18 protein-coding genes are annotated in these 17765 nt (G+C 70.5%); 13 read left to right on the top strand and 5 right to left on the bottom strand.

Features of this window, described 5'->3' with window-relative positions; translation table 11 throughout:
* Window positions 1–15: 15 nt before the first annotated feature.
* Window positions 16–1329 (bottom strand): LLM class flavin-dependent oxidoreductase, encoded by a 1314-nt coding sequence (locus AC3A3J_RS11240; protein ID WP_487672352.1) that lies wholly within the window; start codon window positions 1327–1329, stop codon window positions 16–18.
* A complete protein-coding gene (locus AC3A3J_RS11235; protein ID WP_487672351.1) occupies window positions 1326–2621 on the bottom strand; it encodes an O-acetylhomoserine aminocarboxypropyltransferase/cysteine synthase family protein in 1296 nt (431 codons plus the stop codon). The genes AC3A3J_RS11240 and AC3A3J_RS11235 overlap by 4 nt, the downstream gene beginning before the upstream one ends.
* 186 nt (window positions 2622–2807) lie before the next feature.
* Between AC3A3J_RS11235 and leuC the strand changes: the two genes are divergently transcribed.
* The 6 genes from leuC (at window position 2808) to AC3A3J_RS11205 (ending at window position 9142) form a co-directional block, all read left to right on the top strand.
* Window positions 2808–4241 carry a 3-isopropylmalate dehydratase large subunit gene (leuC, locus tag AC3A3J_RS11230; protein WP_487672350.1) on the top strand — a complete coding sequence of 478 codons (1434 nt, stop codon included), beginning with the start codon at window positions 2808–2810 and terminating at the stop codon, window positions 4239–4241.
* 2 nt (window positions 4242–4243) lie between these two features.
* Entirely contained in the window at window positions 4244–4840 is a 597-nt protein-coding gene (gene leuD / locus AC3A3J_RS11225; protein WP_487672349.1) for a 3-isopropylmalate dehydratase small subunit, read from the top strand.
* A 62-nt stretch (window positions 4841–4902) separates the two neighbouring features.
* Entirely contained in the window at window positions 4903–6270 is a 1368-nt protein-coding gene (gene murA / locus AC3A3J_RS11220; RefSeq protein ID WP_487672348.1) for a UDP-N-acetylglucosamine 1-carboxyvinyltransferase, read from the top strand.
* 5 nt (window positions 6271–6275) lie between these two features.
* The gene (locus AC3A3J_RS11215; RefSeq protein ID WP_487672347.1) at window positions 6276–7031 is read left to right on the top strand and encodes a lysophospholipid acyltransferase family protein; all 756 of its coding nucleotides are present in this window, start codon (window positions 6276–6278) and stop codon (window positions 7029–7031) included.
* Window positions 7021–8160, top strand: a complete 1140-nt coding sequence (locus AC3A3J_RS11210; protein WP_487672346.1) for an NAD(P)H-dependent glycerol-3-phosphate dehydrogenase — start codon at window positions 7021–7023, stop codon at window positions 8158–8160. Before AC3A3J_RS11215 ends, AC3A3J_RS11210 begins: the two co-directional genes overlap by 11 nt.
* Complete coding sequence (locus tag AC3A3J_RS11205) at window positions 8060–9142, top strand: D-alanine--D-alanine ligase family protein (RefSeq protein ID WP_487672345.1); 1083 nt, start codon at window positions 8060–8062, stop codon at window positions 9140–9142. The genes AC3A3J_RS11210 and AC3A3J_RS11205 overlap by 101 nt, the downstream gene beginning before the upstream one ends.
* Window positions 9143–9157: 15 nt before the next feature.
* Here AC3A3J_RS11205 and AC3A3J_RS11200 read toward each other — a convergent pair whose 3' ends face one another.
* Window positions 9158–9643 (bottom strand): DUF3515 family protein, encoded by a 486-nt coding sequence (locus AC3A3J_RS11200; protein ID WP_487672344.1) that lies wholly within the window; start codon window positions 9641–9643, stop codon window positions 9158–9160.
* A gap of 23 nt (window positions 9644–9666) precedes the next feature.
* On the opposite strand from AC3A3J_RS11200, the gene thiL reads away from it, so the two are divergent.
* Window positions 9667–10662 carry a thiamine-phosphate kinase gene (gene thiL, locus AC3A3J_RS11195; protein WP_487672343.1) on the top strand — a complete coding sequence of 332 codons (996 nt, stop codon included), beginning with the start codon at window positions 9667–9669 and terminating at the stop codon, window positions 10660–10662.
* A 28-nt stretch (window positions 10663–10690) separates the two neighbouring features.
* On the opposite strand, the gene rsmD is transcribed toward thiL, so the two are convergent.
* Window positions 10691–11260: a 16S rRNA (guanine(966)-N(2))-methyltransferase RsmD gene (rsmD, locus tag AC3A3J_RS11190; RefSeq protein ID WP_487672342.1), complete on the bottom strand. Its 570-nt coding sequence runs from the start codon at window positions 11258–11260 to the stop codon at window positions 10691–10693.
* Window positions 11261–11321: 61 nt separating this feature from the next.
* On the opposite strand from rsmD, the gene AC3A3J_RS11185 reads away from it, so the two are divergent.
* The 6 genes from AC3A3J_RS11185 to mutM all read left to right on the top strand — a co-directional run bounded on the left by AC3A3J_RS11185 (window position 11322) and on the right by mutM (window position 16443).
* Window positions 11322–13496 carry an ATP-dependent DNA helicase RecG gene (locus AC3A3J_RS11185; protein ID WP_487672341.1) on the top strand — a complete coding sequence of 725 codons (2175 nt, stop codon included), beginning with the start codon at window positions 11322–11324 and terminating at the stop codon, window positions 13494–13496.
* Between the two features lie 54 nt (window positions 13497–13550).
* On the top strand, window positions 13551–14048 hold the full coding sequence (coaD, locus tag AC3A3J_RS11180; RefSeq protein WP_487672340.1) for a pantetheine-phosphate adenylyltransferase: 498 nt from the start codon (window positions 13551–13553) through the stop codon (window positions 14046–14048).
* Between the two features lie 126 nt (window positions 14049–14174).
* A complete protein-coding gene (locus AC3A3J_RS11175; RefSeq protein ID WP_487672339.1) occupies window positions 14175–14669 on the top strand; it encodes a YceD family protein in 495 nt (164 codons plus the stop codon).
* A 2-nt stretch (window positions 14670–14671) separates the two neighbouring features.
* Window positions 14672–14881: a 50S ribosomal protein L32 gene (gene rpmF, locus AC3A3J_RS11170; RefSeq protein ID WP_029263535.1), complete on the top strand. Its 210-nt coding sequence runs from the start codon at window positions 14672–14674 to the stop codon at window positions 14879–14881.
* Window positions 14882–14894: 13 nt separating this feature from the next.
* Complete coding sequence (gene rnc / locus AC3A3J_RS11165) at window positions 14895–15587, top strand: ribonuclease III (RefSeq protein WP_314647202.1); 693 nt, start codon at window positions 14895–14897, stop codon at window positions 15585–15587.
* Window positions 15580–16443, top strand: coding sequence for a bifunctional DNA-formamidopyrimidine glycosylase/DNA-(apurinic or apyrimidinic site) lyase (gene mutM, locus AC3A3J_RS11160; protein ID WP_487672338.1), 864 nt, complete (start codon window positions 15580–15582; stop codon window positions 16441–16443). The genes rnc and mutM overlap by 8 nt, the downstream gene beginning before the upstream one ends.
* 7 nt (window positions 16444–16450) lie before the next feature.
* Here the strand turns inward: mutM and AC3A3J_RS11155 are convergent, their stop codons facing one another.
* The gene (locus AC3A3J_RS11155; RefSeq protein ID WP_487672337.1) at window positions 16451–17755 is read right to left on the bottom strand and encodes an FtsX-like permease family protein; all 1305 of its coding nucleotides are present in this window, start codon (window positions 17753–17755) and stop codon (window positions 16451–16453) included.
* Window positions 17756–17765 lie beyond the last annotated feature (10 nt).

The raw sequence follows: 17765 nt of genomic DNA, 5'->3' as shown, positions 1-17765 counted from the left end.
CTCGGCTCCGCGCGCTCAGAATGCGCGCAGATTCGCGTGGATGCCGCCGTCCGCCCAGTCGCGACGCAGGATCCCGCGGCGACGCAGGATCGGTACGAGTTCGTCCAGCGTGCGGTGCAGTGTCACGGGGTGGAAGTCGCCCCACAGCAGCACGCCGTCGTTCCCCCACGAGCCCAGTTCCTCGACGAGGTCGGCGAACTCCTCGGCCGTTCCGACGAACCCGCTGCGGTCGGAGATGCGACCCGCGCGTGCCAGCGCGGCGAGATGGGCGCGGAGCGGGGCGTCGTCCTCGCGATCGCCGAGCAGGCGCTGGATGCTGCCGCGCGACACGTGCGGGCCGAACACCGCGGGGTCGAGAGGGCGATCCAGGTCGAGCGCGGTGAGGTCGGTCTCGAGATCGCTGGACTGCTTGCGGGCGATCTGGCGCAGAGTCTCGTCGTCGGGGTGCGCGGATGCGGCGACGATGCGGTCGGCCTCCTCCGCGGACGAGACGATCACGGGAGGGATCGCGAACAGCACCTTCACGTCATCGGGGTGCCGCCCCTGTGCGCGCGCGGCATCGTGGATTTTGGCGCGATACGCCCGCACCGAGGCCTCGTGCAACGGCGCGAGCGCGAGCTGCACATCGGAGTTCGCCCCCGCGAAACCGAGCCCCCGCCCCGAACCCCCGGGGGATGCGATCGCCGGTTCGCCGCCGGTGAAGGGGATCGCGTTCAACGGACCGTCGAAGGCGAAGTACTCTCCCCGGTGCCGGACGGCGCGCATCCTCGTGCCGTCGGCGTAGACATCTGTCGCGCGGTCGCGCACGAGTGCGCCGTCGTCCCAGCTGCGCCAGAGGTCGCGGATGCCGGTCAGCCACTCCTCGGCGCGGTCGTACGCCTCGTCGTGGCCCAGCGGAGGGGCATCGGAGAAATGGCGGGCGCTGCCCGTGTCCGTCACGACGTTCAGTCCCAGCCGGTGCCCGCTGAGGTGATGCAGCGAGGCGAATTGGCGCGCCGCGGTGTACGGGAGGGATGCCGCCGGGTTCACCGTCGGGAAGACGCCCAGGTGCCGCGTCACCTGGAACAGGTAGGGCGCCAGGAGCAGGGGGTCGTGCTTGGGGCCCCCGAAGGCGTGCCGCACGCGGAGGTCGATCGTCTGCGGGGAGCCGAGCGAGGGCGCATCCTCGATGATGACGAGATCGAAGCCCGCCTGCTCGAGGGTGCGCGCGGCCTCCTGATAGATCTCGGGTCGCGTCCAGTCGTAGTCCCAGTCGAGCGACGGATAGCCCCACCCCTGGGGTCCGAATCCCCGCGCGAGGAACCAGCCGAAATGCTGCAGGCGGGTCATGCCGCCACCTCCCGCACCTCGGCGAGCACCCGCGCGAGGTCTCCGATCAGATCGTCCACGTCTTCGATGCCGATCGACAGCCGCAGCGTGCCCGGGTGCACGCCGAGCACGGCGCGCTCCTCGGCGGTCCGCCGTGCGTGGCTGGTCGTGCCCGGATGCAGGACGAGCGAGCGGACGTCGCCGATGTGCGTCATGTGCACGAAGACCTCGACGTGCTCGACGAACGCGCGTGCCGCGGCGAGACCCCCGCGCAGAGTGACGGTGAACACCGAACCGAATCCGCCGTGCAGGTATCGCGAGGCGAGGAGGTGGTGCGGGTGCGACGGCAGGCCGACGTGATCCACGCTCTCGACCGCGCGGTGGGCGACGAGCCACTCCGCGACCGCGAGGGCGTTGCGGGACTGGCGCTCGACCCGCAGCCCGAGGGTCTCGACGCCCTGTCCGATGAGGAAGGCGTTGAGCGGAGAGGGCGACGCCCCGAAGCGGGGCGCGACCGAATCGCGGGCGTAGGCGAGACGGGCGAGGCCCCCGTAGCGCGCCTCGACGCTCGGGCCTCCGTCGCGCGCCGGCAGAACCAGGTGAGGCGCGTTGTGGCCCGCCGTCGCGGCATCGAAGCGTCCGTCGTCCACGACGACCCCTCCGAGCACCGAGCCGTGGCCCGCGAGGAACTTCGATGCCGAATGCACCACGATCGCCGCGCCGTGCTCGATCGGTCGCACGAGATACGGCGTCGCGAGGGTGTTGTCGACGATGAGCGGGACGGCGGATTCGTCAGCCACGGCGGCGACCGCGGCGATGTCGAGCACGTCGTTGCGGGCATTCGAGAGCGACTCCGCGAACAGGGCACGCGTGTTCGGACGGATCGCCGAGCGCCACGCGTCCGGGTCGGCGATGTCGTCGACGAAGGTCGTCTCGATCCCGAGCCGGGCGAGGTTGTCGAGGAACAGGCCGCGGCTGCCCTCGTAGATGTGGGTCGACGACACGACGTGGTCGCCGGCGCCGGCGACCGTCAGCAGCGCGGTGACCACCGCGGCCTGACCGCTGGCGACCAGCAGAGCATCCGCCCCGCCCTCCAGAGACGCGAGCTGCCGCTCGACCGCGCGCACCGTGGGGTTCCCGGTTCGGGTGTAGCCGAAGCCCGAGCCCGCGCCGAAGTGCTCGGCGGCGTGATCGAACCCGTCGAACTCGAACCCGGCTGTCAGGAAGATCGGCGTGGCGCGAGGGGTCGCGGCGTCGCGCGCGCGCGCGGCGTGCAGGGCGCGGGTCGCGAAACGCGGGGTGTCGGCCGTCATGCGGAACCTCTCGATCTGCGGGTGAACAGTAGAGTGTCACGGCGTGTCACGCCCCGGGGAAGCGGTGGTAACCTGGCGTCATGCGGACCGTGCTCCTTCTTAGCGGCCGCGGCGAGACCTCGTTCTGAGCCCCTCCTCGTCGCGGAGTCCATCGTGGGCCGACCCGCCAGCTTCAGGAGAAGAGCCATGAACACCCCCGCAGTCGATGCCCCGCGTCCGCGCACCCTGGCCGAGAAGGTCTGGGACGACCACCTCGTGGTCAAGGGCGAGCAGAACGAGCCCGATCTGATCTACATCGATCTCCACCTCGTGCACGAGGTGACGAGCCCGCAGGCGTTCGACGGCCTCCGGGCCGAGGGGCGCCCGCTGCGGCGCCTCGACCTGACGATCGCCACCGAAGACCACAACACGCCGACGTGGGAGATCGACAAGCCCATCGCCGACCTCACCAGCCGCACCCAGATCGAGACCCTGCGCCGCAATGCGGCGGAGTTCGGCGTCCGGCTGCACTCGCTCGGCGACGCCGAGCAGGGCATCGTGCACGTCGTGGGCCCGCAGCTCGGGCTCACGATGCCCGGCATCACGGTCGTCTGCGGCGACTCGCACACCTCGACCCACGGCGCCTTCGGTGCGATGGCCTTCGGCATCGGCACCAGCGAGGTCGAGCACGTCATGGCGACGCAGACGCTGCCCCTGAAGCCGTTCAAGACGATGGCCATCAACGTCGAGGGCACGCTGCGTCCGGGCGTCACCGCGAAGGACATCATCCTCGCGGTCATCGCGAAGATCGGCACGGGCGGCGGTCAAGGGTATGTGCTCGAGTACCGCGGCAGCGCCATCCGGGCGCTGTCGATGGAGGGGCGCATGACGATCTGCAACATGTCGATCGAGGCCGGAGCCCGCGCGGGCATGGTGGCTCCAGACGAGACGACCTTCGCCTACCTCGAAGGGCGTCCGCACGCCCCGCAGGGCGAGGACTGGGACGACGCCGTGGCCTACTGGCGCACCCTGCCGACCGACGAGGGCGCCACCTTCGACGCCGAGGTGTTCATCGACGCGGACGAACTCGAGCCGTTCGTCACCTGGGGGACCAACCCGGGCCAGGGCAGCTCGCTCTCCGCATCCGTGCCCGACCCGGCCACGATCGACGACCCGAACGAGCGCGCCGCCGCCGAACGGGCGCTGCAGTACATGGACCTCACGCCCGGGACGCCGCTGAAGGAGGTGCCGGTGGATGCCGTCTTCATGGGCTCGTGCACGAACAGCCGGATCGAGGACCTCCGCGCCTTCGCGTCGATCATCCAGGGCAAGCAGAAGGCCGACGGGGTGCGGGTCATGGTCGTACCGGGCTCGGCCCGTGTGCGGCTCGAGGCGGAGGCGGAGGGCCTCGACAAGATCATCACGGACTTCGGTGCGGAGTGGCGCTTCGCCGGATGCTCGATGTGCCTGGGCATGAACCCCGACCAACTGGCCCCGGGGGAGCGCTGCGCATCGACGTCGAACCGCAACTTCGAGGGCCGTCAGGGCAAGGGGGGCCGCACGCACCTCGTGTCCCCGCTGGTCGCCGCCGCGACCGCGATCCGCGGCACCCTGTCCAGCCCGAGCGACCTGGAGGCCTGACCATGGAGAAGTTCACCACCCACACCGGTATCGCCGCCCCGCTGAAGCGGTCCAACGTCGACACCGATCAGATCATCCCGGCCGTCTTCCTCAAGCGCGTGACCAAGACCGGCTTCGAGGACGCTCTCTTCCACGGCTGGCGCCAGGACCCCGACTTCGTGCTCAACCAGCCGGCCTATCAGGGGGCGTCCGTGCTTCTGGCGGGCCCGGACTTCGGCACGGGATCGTCGCGCGAGCACGCCGTGTGGGCCCTGCGCGACTTCGGTTTCGCGGTGGTGCTCAGCCCCCGGTTCGCCGACATCTTCCGCGGCAACGCGGGCAAGCAGGGGCTGCTCGCGGCGACCATCTCGGAAGAGGACCTCGAGCGCTTCTGGGCTGCGGTCGAGCAGAACCCGGGGGCGCGGATGACCGTCGACCTCGAGGCGCGCACCGCGTCGCTCGGCGACATCCAGGCCGACATCGGGATCGACGATTACACTAGATGGCGGCTCCTCGAAGGGCTCGATGACATCGGGCTCACCCTGCGCAACGAAGACAAGATCGCGCAGTTCGAGGCCCGTCGCGAGTCGTGGCGGCCCCGCACCCTTCCCGTTCGATGACGGATCGGGGCGGGAGGCCAGGGGCATCCCGTCCCGAATCCCTGAACGAAGTGAGGCCCCGAATGACGACACCCGTGCGCGACGCTCTCCCGGACGGAGTCCCGGCACTCACCGGAGACGTCCTCGCGATTCGTGGCGGTCGTCCGCTGCGCGGCCGCGTCGACGTCAAGGGGGCGAAGAACCTCGCCACCAAGGCGATGGTCGCCTCGCTGCTCGGCGAGACGACGAGCACGCTGCGCGACGTGCCGGCCATCAGCGACGTCGCGGTCGTCCGCTCGCTGCTCGAGGTGCACGGCGTACGAGTGACCGAGGGCGACGAGCCGGGCTCGCTCGCATTCGACCCGAGCGACGTCGAGTCGGCCCACTTCGAGGAGATCGACGCCCACGCCGGCGCCTCTCGCATCCCGATCCTCTTCTGCGGCCCGCTGTTGCACCGTCTCGGCCAGGCCTTCATCCCCGACCTCGGCGGATGCCGCATCGGCGACCGTCCGATCGACTTCCATCTGGACGCGCTGCGCAAGTTCGGCGCCATGGTCGAGAAGCTGCCGAGCGGCATCCGCCTCTCCACGCCGAACGGCCGCCTGCACGGCGCGAACATCCACCTCCCGTACCCGAGCGTCGGTGCGACCGAGCAGGTGCTGCTCACCGCGGTGCGCGCCGAAGGCGTCACCGAGCTGCGCAACGCGGCCATCGAGCCCGAGATCATGGATCTGATCGCCGTGCTGCAGAAGATGGGCGCGATCATCTCCTACGAGCCGAACCGCGTCATCCTGATCGAGGGCGTCGAGAAGCTCCGCGGTTACGACCACCGTTCGATCTTCGACCGCAACGAGGCGGCATCGTGGGCGTCGGCCGCCCTGGCCACCGACGGCGAGATCTTCGTCGGGGGCGCCAAGCAGCAGGAGATGCTGACCTTCCTCAACGTGTTCCGCAAGGCCGGCGGATGGTTCGACATCCAGGAGGACGGCATCCTCTTCCGTCGCGACGGCGAGCTGCGCCCCGTCGTCGTCGAGACCGACGTGCACCCCGGCTTCATGACCGATTGGCAGCAGCCGCTCGTCGTGGCGCTGACGCAGGCGAACGGCCGTTCCATCGTGCACGAGACCGTCTACGAGAACCGCATGGGCTTCACCGAGGCTCTGGTGAAGATGGGCGCCGACATCGTCGTGCACCCGCGCGGACTGCAGGCCGGACCCCGTCGAGTCCCGCGTCGGGATCTGGAGCAGGCCGCCGTCATCACGGGACCCACGCCGCTGCACGGCGCCGACATCGTCGTCCCCGACCTGCGCGGCGGGTACAGCCATGTCATCGCCGCCCTCACGGCGTCGGGCGAGTCCAAGGTCTCGGGGGTCGACATCCTCAACCGCGGATACGAGAAGTTCCTCGCCAAGCTCGACGCCCTCGGCGCCGACTTCGACGTCCTCCGGTGAGCGCGATGGCAGCCCGGTCGCCGGAGAAGTCCCGGCCGAGCGTGTTCTGGCCGCTCGCGGCCCTCGTCGTGCCGGCCGTCTCGCTGATCGCGAAGATCCGTGTCGCAGGGGCCGACAAGCTCCCGCGCACCGGCCCGTACGTGCTGGCGCCCAATCACTACTCCGAGTTCGACCCGCTGATCGTGGCGGTCGCGGTGTGGCGGATGGGGCGGGCTCCGCGATTCATGGCCAAGGAGAGCCTGTTCCGCGTCCCGGTCCTCGGGTGGTTCCTGCACCGCACGGGCATGGTGCCGGTCGCTCGGGCGTCGTCGGCGTCCGCCGCGAAGCAGACGATGGCGCAGTCGAACGACCTCGTGGCGAACGGCCGCGGCGTGATCGTCTACCCGGAGGGCACGCTCACCCGCGACCCCGACCTGTGGCCGATGCGCGGCAAGTCCGGCGCCGTGCGTCTCGCCCTCGCCGGTGACATCCCGTTGATCCCGATGGCGCACTGGGGGACGCAGCACATCATGGGTCGGTACCAGAAGGGGCTGAGCCTCTGGCCGCTCCGCAAGCCCGTGCGCGTGCTCGTCGGCGATCCGGTCGATCTGTCGGACCTCCGGGGCCGCGCGAACGAGCCGGCGGCGCTCTCCGAAGCGACCACGCGCCTGATGGACGCGATCACCGCGCTGCTCGCCGAGCTGCGCGACGAGAAGGCGCCGAAGGAGCGGTGGAATCCCTCCACGCACGGCCAGAAGGAGACGGGTCGCCTTGACTCCTAAGCGCACGACCGCACAGGGACCGCGCGTCGCGGTCATCGGCGCGGGCAGCTGGGGCACGACCTTCGGCAAGATCCTCGCCGACGGCGGCGCCCAGGTGACGATGTGGGCGCGACGGGCCGAGCTCGCGCACGAGATCGACGAGGCCAAGCGCAACTCGCGCTACCTCCCGGGCATCAACCTCCCTCGGACCATGGCGGCCACGCACGAGTTGGCGACGGCCCTCGACGGCGCCGAACAGGTGTATCTGTCGGTACCGAGTCAGTCGCTGCGCGAGAACCTCAAGGCGCTCCGACCGCTGATCGCCGACTCGGATGCACGCATCGTGAGTCTCATGAAGGGCGTGGAGCGCGGTACCGGCCTGCGCATGAGCCAGGTCATCCAGCAGGAGATGCGGTGCGATCCCGATCGCATCGCCGTGGCCTCCGGTCCGAATCTCGCGCTCGAGATCGCGCGCGAGCAGCCCACCGCGGCTGTGATCTCGTCGCGCAGCCAGGAGACGGCCGAGGTGGTGGCGCGCGCCGCCCGTAACTCGTACTTCCGCACGTTCGTGAACACCGACGTCATCGGCACGGAGTTCGGCGGTGTGCTGAAGAACCTCATCGCGGTCGCCATCGGCATCGTCGACGGCGTGGGGTACGGAGAGAACACCAAGGCGTCGATCATCACGCGGGGTCTGGTCGAGATGACCGACTTCGCGGTGGCGAACGGCGCGCATCCCGAGACGCTGCAGGGCCTCGCAGGACTGGGCGACCTGATCGCCACCTGCCAGTCGCCGCTCAGCCGCAACAACACGGCCGGGCGCCTGCTCGGCCAGGGGTACAGCTTCCAGGACGTCGTGAAGCAGATGCAGCAGACAGCCGAGGGACTCGCCTCGGTCGCCCCCGTGCTGCAGCTGGCTCGCGAGTCCGAGGTGGACATGCCCATCGTCGAGCAGGTGAAGATGGTGCTCGACGGGAAGATGAACCCGCGCGACATCGCACCCCACCTGACGACGGACGACGACACCCCCCAGGGGGAGAGGACCAACCATGGACAAGCAGACGGTGGTGGTGCTCTTCGGAGGGCGCTCCAGCGAGCATTCGATCAGTTCCGCAACGGCGGGCGGGGTGTTGGGCGCGATCGATCGTGATCGCTACGCCGTGATTCCCGTGGGGATCACGCGCGATGGCGCCTTCGTGCTCGAAGACGACGACCCGGCGAAGTTCCCCCTCGATGCGGCGCACCTCCCAGAGGTCGTCGACAACGGCACCCGCGTGCGCTGGCCGGAGCCCGGCGGAGACCGCACCCTCCGCATCGTGCGCCCCGACGGCTCCGTCGAGGGTCTCGGCGAGATCGACGTCGTGCTGCCCATCCTGCACGGACCGCACGGCGAGGACGGCACGATCCAGGGCTTCTTCGACACGCTGGAGGTGCCGTACGCCGGCGGTGGTGTGCTCGACTCGGCCCTGTGCATGGACAAGCACTTCATGAAGGTCGCCCTGCAGGCGGCCGGCATCGCCGTCGCACCGTGGGTGACCGTGCGCCGGCGCGAGTTCGATGCAGACGCGGCCTCGGTGCGCGACCGCGTCGAGGCGCTCGGCCTTCCCCTTTTCGTCAAGCCGGCACGCGCGGGGTCGAGCGTGGGCGTGTCGAAGGTCGAGGCGTGGGACGAGCTCGACGAGGCACTCGCGGTCGCCTTCGCCGAAGACGACAAAGTGCTCGTCGAGACGGGCGTCCTGGGTCGCGAGATCGAGGTGGCGGTGCTCGAGGGGGCGGAGGGCGTGCGTGCGTCGCTCCCCGGTGAGATCGTTCTGACGTCGCGCGGATTCTACGACTTCGAGGGCAAGTACCTCGGGGGAGACGGCGTCGACGTCGTCTGCCCCGCCGTGCTGACGGATGCCGAGATCGCTGCCATCCAGGACGCGGGCGTGCGCGCGTTCGAGGCCGTGGACGGTCGGGGTCTCGCGCGAGTCGACATGTTCCTCACGCCGTCCGGCGAGCTCGTGGTGAACGAGCTCAACACGATGCCGGGCTTCACCCCGATCTCGATGTTCCCGAAGTGCTGGATCGCCTCAGGGCTGAGCTACGGCGACCTCATCTCCGAGCTGATCGAAGCAGGTCTGCGCCGCTGACGCGCTTCGCGGCGTTCAGCTGCCGGGGAACTCGACGCGGTCGGTGCACTCGGCCGTCGCCGGCTGCAGGCCGGGCTGGATGGCCTTCGACAGCGTCTCGACCACGGTGCGGAAGTCGACCTCGGCCTCGCGGCGGATGATGATCTCGATCGCGGGGTCGCGGCCGTAGCTCACGAGCCGCTGCCGTTCGTCCTCCTGGTCGAGGACCAGCCAATCGACGTTGCCGATCGTCGTGCACACGAGGTCGGAGGGCGCCGGCGGGGCGACGCCGCAGCGCAGCACCACGGTCGGTGCTCCCCAGGCGCCGGTGGCCTGAGCATCGGTCCAGACGCGATCGAAGTCCGCGACGCTCTCGGGCAGCAGCACCGAGACATCGGCGCACGCGGGGTTGTTGGCGTCGTCGGCCGGCTCGAGGTGAACGGTGGTCGAACAGGCAGCGAGCGACAGCATCAGCGCGCCGGCGGAGACGGCGACAGCGACCAGTCGGCGGGGGAGAGGCATGGTTCCAGGCTACCTTTGACGACATGGCCACCCGACCCGACGACCTCGATCCGCGCCTGGGCGACCTCGCCGAGAGCGATGTGCTGCGCGCCATCCTCTCGCGCACGCCTCCGTCGTCGTCGGCCCTCGTCGGCCCCGGCGACGATGCCGCCGTGATCGCGGCGCCGTCGGGTTCGGTCGTGGCGACCACCGACACCCTCGTGCACGGCCCGGACTTCCGCCTTGCGTGGACGAGCGGGTACGACCTCGGATGGAAATCCGCCGCGGTGAACCTCGCCGATGTCGCCGCGATGGGGGCGCGCCCGACGGCACTGCTCGTCGCGCTGGCCGTTCCGCGCGACCTCACGCTGTCGTTCGTCGAGCGCCTCGCCGACGGGTTTCGCGAGGCCTGCACGGCGCTGGCTCCCGGGTGCGCGGTCGTCGGCGGCGACCTCACCGTGTCCGAGACCCTGACGGTGGCCGTCACCGCGCTCGGCGACCTCGACGGACGCGCGCCGGTCACGCGAAGCGGCGCCCGCGTCGGCGACGTGGTGGCGGTCGCCGGCGAGCTCGGACACGCGGCACGCGGCCTCGGCGTGCTGTTCGGGCGCTTCCGGGTGGACGGAGCGCCGGTGCCGGTCGACCCGGCGCGGCTGGGCCCGGGCGAGTCGGCGATGATCGCCGCGCAACTGCGGCCCGCCCCGCCCATCGGGTTGGGTCCGGTGGCCGCGGTGGCGGGAGCGACGGCGATGATGGATGTGTCCGACGGTCTGGCGTTGGACGCCCGTCGCATGGCCGATGCATCCGGAGTGACGATCGCTCTGGATCGCGACGCGCTCGGTTCCGATCCGGATGCGGCGCTGGCCGGTGGCGAGGACCATGCGCTGCTCGCAACGTTCCCCGGGGGGCTGCTCGCCCCGGGCTTCCGGGTCATCGGGCGCGTGGTCGAGCGCGGATCCGCTGCCGTGACGTCGGATGGTGCGCCGGTGGAGGTCGGCGGGTGGGACCCCTACCGAGATTGGGATGCCGTCAGCGGCTGAGGTTCGTCGGTGCCGGGTCCGCGAGCGCTCACGTCTCGCGGTCTGCTCGTTCCGCCCACCACACGCGGGTGTCGCCGTAGGTCTTCTCACGGACCAGCACGAGCCCGGCGGACGGGAGGTCCGGCGCGGTCGAGCGCTTCGCGCGCTCGATGACGACGAGCGCATCGGGCGACAGCAGCGGTGCGAGGGCGGCCACGTCCGCGGCCATCGCCGCGTCGTCGAGGTCGTACGGCGGATCGGTGAACACGAGGTCGAACGGGCCCGTCGCGTGCTGCAGGAACGCCCGCACGGCACTCTGATGCACCCGCGCGAGCGGAGCACCCGCACGGGAGACGGTCGCCGCATTGCGACGCGCGACCCCCGCGGCCGCGCGTCCGCGTTCGACGAGGTCGGCGGCGACCGCACCTCGGCTGAGCGCTTCCAGGCCGAGCGCCCCGGAACCCGCGTACAGGTCGAGAACGCGCGCGTCCGCGATGGCGTCCGACGATTCCAGGGCGCCGAAAAGAGACTCGCGCACGCGGTCGCTCGTGGGGCGCGTGCCGGCGTCCGGCACCTCCAGGCGGCTGCCTCCGGCGATGCCGGCGATGATCCTCGTCACCCGTTCACGATACGCCGGGTGCGGGGCCGGCGATGTCGGCGGGGTTCCCTAGACTCGTTGCATGCCGCTCACGCTCGATTCGTCGCTCGACGATGCGGTCGGCTCCGCCACCGCGAAGGCCCTCGACCGGGCGTTCTCGATGCGCACGGTCGGCGATCTCCTCTCGCACTATCCGCGGCGGTATGCCGATCCGGGGGAGCTGACCCCCATCCGCGATCTGCCGATCGGCGAGACGGTGACGATCGTCGCCGAGGTCTTGTCGTCGAGCTTCCGCCGCATGCGCAATCGTCAGGGGGCGATGGTCGACGTCGTGATCGGCGACGGCATCGGCCGCATGTCTCTGACCTTCTTCGCGAAGAACATCGGTCAGGCCGAGTGGCGTTCGAACGACCTCGCCGTCGGTCGGCGCGGTGTGTTCTCGGGCAAGGTCGGCGAGTTCAACGGCGTCACGCAGTTCGCGCACCCCGAGTACGAGCTGTTCGACGACGAGGACGCTGCTCGGCGTCGGGCGGATGCGCGCGCCGCCGTGCCGATCCCCATCTATCCGGCCACCTCGACGCTGCAGACCTGGCAGATCGCGCGGTTCATCGGGCGGGTGCTCGACGATCTCGTCGACGTGCCGGATCCGCTCCCCGATGCGGTGCGCGAGCGCGAAGAGCTGCTCACCGCCGCGCAGGCTCTCGAGAGCATCCACCGTCCGCGCACGAAGAACGACATCGACCCCGCCGTGCGCACGCTGCGGATGCACGAGGCGCTGACGCTGCAGACCGCTCTGCTGCAGCAGCGCGACGCGGTGCGCGCCCTGGCGGCCACACCGCGCGCGGCGTCGCCCGGCGGACTGCTCGATCGTTTCGACCGGGCGCTGCCCTACACGCTCACCCCCGACCAGCAGAGCGTCGGTGCCCAGGTCGCGCAGGACCTGGTCGGCGCATGGCCCATGAACCGGCTGGTGCAGGGCGAGGTCGGCTCGGGCAAGACCCTCGTCGCCCTGCGTGCGATGCTGCAGGTGGCCGAGAGCGGCGGGCAGGCCGCGCTGATCGCGCCGACCGAGGTGCTCGCCGGACAGCACCTGCGGTCGATCACCAAGATGCTGGGGCGGGAACTGGCGCCCGAGGTCATGCCCACACTGCTCACAGGGCAGATGCCCGCCGCCGAACGCCGGAAGGCCGCCCTGCGGGTCGCCTCCGGCCAGGCCCTGATCGTCGTCGGCACGCACGCGCTTCTCGGCGACAAGACCACGTTCGCCGATCTCGGTCTCGTCGTGGTCGACGAGCAGCATCGCTTCGGCGTCGAGCAGCGCGAGGCACTCCGTGCCAAGGGGTCCAGCCCGCACGCGCTCGTGCTCACCGCGACGCCGATCCCGCGCACCGTCGCGATGACCGTGTTCGGAGATCTCGACACCTCGGTCATCCGTACGATGCCCGCCGGACGCGCGGGCATCGAGACGTACGTCGCACCTCTGGCGGAGCATCCGGGGTGGTTCGCCCGGGTCTGGGAGCGTGCGGCCGAAGAGATCGCCCAGGGCCGCCAGGTTTTCGCGGTGTGCGCGGCCATCGACACGACCAAGAAGACCGCGGAGCCGGCCGACCAGCCCGCTGCCGTGCCCGAGGGGGCTGCCGGCCCGCGATGGGGCGTGGTGCAGCTCGACGAGGCCCTCGCCACCCATCCCACGCTCGGGAGTCTCCGGCGGGCTGTGCTGCACGGCAAGATGCCGTCCGACGAGAAGGACGCGGTCATGCAGGCCTTCGCCCGCGGCGAGATCGACCTGCTCCTCGCCACGACGGTCATCGAGGTCGGCGTCGACGTGCCGAACGCGTCGACGATGATCGTGCTCGACGCCGACCGCTTCGGTGTCTCGCAGCTGCATCAGTTGCGCGGACGCGTCGGGCGCGGCGGCGTTCCGGGGCTGTGTCTGCTGGTGACCGAAGCGGAGACCGGATCGGTGGCTCGGGAGCGCGTCGACGCGGTGGCCGCGACTCTCGACGGTTTCGCCCTCGCCGAGGTCGACCTCGAGCTGCGCGGAGAGGGCGACGTGCTGGGGGCCGCGCAGGCCGGTGTGCGCTCGTCGCTCAAGCTCCTCCGGGTCGTCAAGGACTCGGGTCTCATCGTCCGCGCGCGCGAGTTGGGCGAGGAGATCCTTCGCGACGACCCGACGCTCGACAGGCACCCCGGCCTGCGGGTGGCGATCGAGCGCCGTGTCAGCGACGAGGACCGCGCGGCGCTCGCGAAGAACTGACTCCGCGGCAGCGGCGGCTGGTTCGCGTCGGAGATCGTGTTCTAGGCTGGCGGGATGAGCAGCAGGATCGCCGTCGTCCCCGGGTCCTTCGACCCGCCGACGCTGGGCCACCTCGACGTCATCCGCCGTGCCGCCGCCCTGTTCGACGAGTTGCACGTGCTCGTGGTGCACAACCCCGGCAAAGAGGCGATGCTGCCCATCGCGCAGCGCCTCTCCCTGCTGGAGCGCTCCATCGCCGATGACGGCATGCCGGGCAACGTCATCGTGGGTGCCTGGAGCATGGGCCTGTTGGTCGACTATGCGCGCGATGTCGATGCGGGGGTGCTCGTGAAGGGCATCCGCTCGCAGGTCGACGTGGCGTACGAGTCGCCGATGGCGATCGTGAACCGGCACCTGGCCGATATCGAGACCGTCTTCCTCCTGCCCGATCCCGCGCACGCCCTCGTGTCGAGCTCGCTGGTTCGCCAGGTCTCGTCACTCGGCGGCGATGTCTCGCCGTTCGTGCCGCCGGCTGTCGCGGAGTTCCTCGACACCGGGGCGCGGGGCCTCTGACGGCAGCGCCGTGCGCGGCGGATCCGGCCCGTACCCAGGTCGGATCGGTAGACTGGAACCGTGCGTTCCCGTTTCACCTCCCCCTTCTCCCTCCCCGTCCGCGACATCGTGCGCAAGCCGGGCGAGATGCGCGAGCATGCCTTCTCGGTGACCCTCGACGAGCAGTGGGGCGAGGGAATCGTCTCGTTCGAGAAGGGGTCGACGCTCGAGCTCGACATCCGTCTCGAGTCGGTTCACGAGGGCATTCTCGTGTCGGGGGCGGCGGATGCCGAGTACACCGGCGTGTGCGGTCGGTGCCTCACCGACATCGCCCGGCCCGTCGAAGTCGAGTTCCAGGAGCTTTTCGCGTATCCTGGTGAGGAAGAAACTGACTTCGAGGTTCAAGACGACCACGTGGATCTTGAAACTCTGGTCAGGGATGCGACCGTTTTGGCGCTTCCCTTCCAGCCGGTGTGTCAGCCGGACTGCCCGGGTCTCGACCCGCTGACGGGCGAGAAGCTGACCGAGAACGCCGGGTCGGAGCAGGTGGCTCCCATCGATCCTCGGTGGAGCGCGCTCCAGAACATCACAGACCAAGACGGAACGGCAGAGAGCCGCGCCGCCGAGAAAGAAGAGAGCTAGTCATGGCTGGTAACCCCCCGAAGCGCAAGGTCTCCCGTTCGAACACCCGCTCGCGCCGTGCGCAGTGGAAGGCGGCGCCCGTCGCGCTCGTGAAGACGGTCGAGAACGGACAGGTCGTCTACAGCCGTCCGCACCAGGCGAAGGTCGTCACCGACTCGCAGGGCACCGAGCTGTTCCTCGAGTACAAGGGCCGCAAGGTCGCAGACGTCTGAGTCGCGAGTCATCGTGACGGAGGTCCCTGGAGGGAAGAGACCTCTCCCTGAGAAGCTCCGCGTCGACATCGACGCGGAGCTTCTGGAGTTGGCCCTGACGCATCGTTCCTACGCGTACGAGCACGGTGGAATCCCGCACAACGAGCGCCTCGAGTTCCTCGGCGACTCGGTGCTGGGGCAGGCCGTGACGGTGATGCTCTTCACCACGCATCCCGAACTCGACGAGGGGCAGCTCGCCAAGCGGCGCGCCAGCGTGGTCTCGACCCTGGCGTTGGCCGAGGTCGCCCGTGGCATCGGCCTGGGGGAGCACCTGCGGCTCGGGCGGGGCGAGGAGCAGACGGGTGGGCGGGACAAGGACTCGATCCTCGCCGACACCATGGAGGCCGTGATCGGCGCCACGTACCTGTCGGCCGGCCCCGAGGCCGCGACCGACCTCGTGCTGCGTCTGACCGAGCCGCTGCTGGCCGACCCCGAGCGCTACGGCGCGGCCATGGATCCCAAGACGAGCCTGCAGGAGCTGGCGGCACGCCTGGGAGCCACGCCGCCGCGCTACGCCGTCGAGGCATCCGGGCCCGACCACGACCGCCGGTTTACCGCCACCGTGGCCGTCGGAGAGGTCAGCATGCAGGGCCGCGGCAGCAGCAAGAAGACGGCCGAGATGGCCGCAGCGCTCAGCGCCTGGCGCCTCCTCAGCGATCGTGCCTGAACTTCCCGAGGTCGAGGTCGTGAGGGCCGGGCTCGCCCCTGCGGTCACCGGCGCGACGATCACAGGCGTCAGCGTTCTCGACGAGCGGGCTCTCACGCGCCACGCCGCGGGCGCAGCGGACTTCGTCGGACGACTCGAGGGGCGCACCGTGCACGCCGCCGCGCGTCGAGGCAAGTTTCTGTGGCTTCCCCTCTCCGGCGACGAGGCAGCCCTCATCGCCCACCTCGGCATGAGCGGGCAGATGCTGCTCCGCGCACCCGACGCACCCCTGGAGCGACACGAGCGGGTGCGGATGCACGTCGAGCATCCGACGCACGGCGAGCTCGCCGTCGTGTTCGCCGACCAGCGCACGTTCGGGTCACTGGCCGTCGACGCCCTGATCGCCGACGGGCCGTCGATCGTCCCCTCGCAGGTACGGCACATCGCGCGGGATCCCCTCGATCCCTTCTTCGACGACCTCGACTTCGTCGCGGCGGTGCGGCGCCGCCGCAGTGCGATCAAACGCGTGATGCTCGATCAGACCGTCGTGAGCGGCATCGGCAACATCTACGCCGACGAGGCGCTTTGGGCGTCGCGCATCCACCCCGAGACGTTGGCCGACCGACTCTCGGCGCAGGCCGTGCGCCGGCTGCTGGGCGAGGTGCGCTCCGTGCTGGCGAAGGCTCTCGCCGAGGGCGGTACGAGCTTCGACGCGCAGTACGTGAACGTGAACGGGCAGGCCGGTTACTTCGCGCACTCGCTCAACGCCTACGGTCGGGGCGGCCAGCCGTGCCCGCGGTGCGGTGGTCCGATCCGACGCGAGGCCTTCATGAACCGGTCGTCGCACTACTGCCCCCGCTGCCAGCGCCGGCGCTGACGCCCGCTCAGGCGGGAGCGAACGCGGGCGCCAGCAGCGGACCGGTCGCGCGGGCGCTGACCCACACGAGGCCGATGCCCGCGACCAGCACGGCGATGATTGTGAGGATGGACAGCGGCGCGGTGATCAGGGCGACGCTGATGAGCGGGAGCATGAGCACGCCGGCGCACACCGCCGATCCGATCGCGGTGATCAGCAGGGGCGACATGATCGCGCGACGACGGGCCCGATCGACGGTCTCCCTCGGCATGCCGAGGTGGTGGAGGCTGCGGTGCAGGGGTCGCTCGTCGAGGATTGACGACGCCTGATTCACCCCGACGGACGCGGCGACCATGAGGAACGACGCGACGAGGGTGATGATGAGCCCGGTGCGCATGTCGACCACGAGAGCGGCTTCGTCGCTGGTCGCTTCGGGACCACCGAGCACGTTCATGAGCGACACCCCGGTGCCGGCGAACACCGCCATGAAGCTCGCCATCGCGACGCCGCCGACCTGTCGCCACTCCGCCTTCGGCGAGTCGAGCACGATACGCGCCGCGAGGAGGCGCTCGGGTTTCTCGGCCCGCCGCAGCTGCATCGACGCGCCGACCTTGAGCACCCACGGTCCGAGGAGGTTGAGCACTCCCAGGGCGCAGGCGAAGGCGAGCGCCACGACGACGATGGTCGTGACGAGGTCGGCGACGCGGGGGAACACGGTGATCACGCCGAATGCTGCGCCGAGCACGAGCACGGCGATGATCGCACGCGTCCAGTGCACCGATGAGCCGACGGTGGCCCGCGTGCGCACGCCGAGCGGTGAGATCACGACGCGGCGGAGTCCGACCATCGCGCTGAGGGCGGCCAGGGCGACCACCGCGACGACGACGGCGAGCACCGCGATCGGTGGGAGCGTCACCGCCGCCCATCCCAGGGGCGCACCGCGGAACGGGATCAGACCGATGAGCGGCGAGAGGAGAAGCGAGAGGACCACCCCGCCCGCGGCGCCGATCGCTGCCAGCAGGACCGATTCGATCACCGTCACGCCGGCGACGCCCCGCGGAGTGACTCCGAGAAGGCGGAGCGTCGAGAGTCGCTCGTCTCGACGTCGCGCCGAGAGACGAGCGGCGGCACCTCCGAGTGAGGTGAGCGGGACGATCAGAAGCACCAGGGCGATCGCCGCGAGCGCCTGATACGTCGGGGCGAGGTCGTCCGACCAGCTCCAGAACGACTGCGCACCGCCGATGACGACGAGAACCAGAGCGGTCACCACGGTGAAGGCCACGACGGGCAGCGCCACGACGGCGCCCTGTCCGCGGCTGGGGCGGAGGAGCATTCGCAACGTG

The organism is Microbacterium sp. Soil_N32 (assembly GCF_057655505.1).
Note: the sequence above shows the minus strand (reverse complement) of the source record. Positions and strands in the feature narration are given on the sequence as shown.